The organism is Thiolapillus sp. (assembly GCF_048562965.1).
Classification (GTDB): Bacteria; Pseudomonadota; Gammaproteobacteria; order Chromatiales; family Chromatiaceae; genus Thiolapillus; species Thiolapillus brandeum_A.
In genome coordinates, this window is sequence record NZ_JBHNMF010001000.1 from 1 (window position 1) to 1021 (window position 1021).

Sequence of the window (1021 nt, forward strand, 5' to 3'; positions counted from 1 at the left end):
TATCATTGATGGTATTGCTGATCTGAGCGACAAGCACTTTGCAGTGATTATTGATGAAGCACACAGCTCCCAGAGCGGCACCGCCCATGACAATATGAATCGGGCGATGGGAAAAAACGATGTCGACGACGACACTCTGGATGCCCAGGATAAAATCCTGCAAGCCATGAAATCTCGCAAGATGAGAGGCAATGCTTCCTACTTCGCCTTTACTGCCACACCTAAAAATACCACGCTGGAAAAGTTTGGTACAAAGCAACCGGATGGCAGCTTCAAGCCGTTTCATCTCTATTCGATGAAACAGGCGATTGAAGAAGGCTTTATTCTGGATGTGCTTGCCAACTACACAACTTATAAAAGCTATTACGAAATCCAGAAGTCCATCGAAGAAAACCCACTATTCGACAGTAAAAAGGCACAAAAGAAACTACGTGCTTACGTGGAAAGTCATCAGCAGACCATTAATATTAAGGCTGAGATCATCCTTGATCACTTCATACCTCAGGTTGTCAACAGCAAAAAACTAAAAGGCAAAGCCAAAGGCATGGTGGTTACCCAGAACATTGAAACGGCTATTCGCTACTATAAGGCCATTACACGCATATTGGATGAAATGGGTCATCCATTTAAGGCACTCATCGCTTTTTCTGGTAACAAGGAAGTGGACGGAGTCGAGTATACCGAAGCACAGATGAATGGCTTTGCTGAAAACGATACCCGTGATTACTTCGATAAAAACGATTACCGGTTACTGGTCGTGGCTAACAAATATCTGACGGGCTTTGATCAACCAAAACTCTGTGCGATGTATGTTGATAAGAAGTTGCAAGGTGTATTGGCGGTTCAGGCACTTTCACGTTTGAATCGCGCAGCGCCTAAATTGAGCAAAAAGACTGAAGACCTGCGCTGCCAGCCATGGAGAGCGAAGCGAAGGCTGGTAGACCCCAGTAGCCGCGAGGCCGCACTGTTTTCCCGGCGTGCCTTGCGCCAGAGGGAAAACAAAGTAGGCCTCCGAACGCGG

1 protein-coding gene is annotated in these 1021 nt (G+C 46.5%); it reads left to right on the top strand.

The features are described from left to right. A partial coding sequence (locus ACOCD2_RS21785; RefSeq protein ID WP_419608006.1) for a type I restriction enzyme subunit R domain-containing protein occupies positions 1–1021 on the top strand: 1021 nt, incomplete at both ends.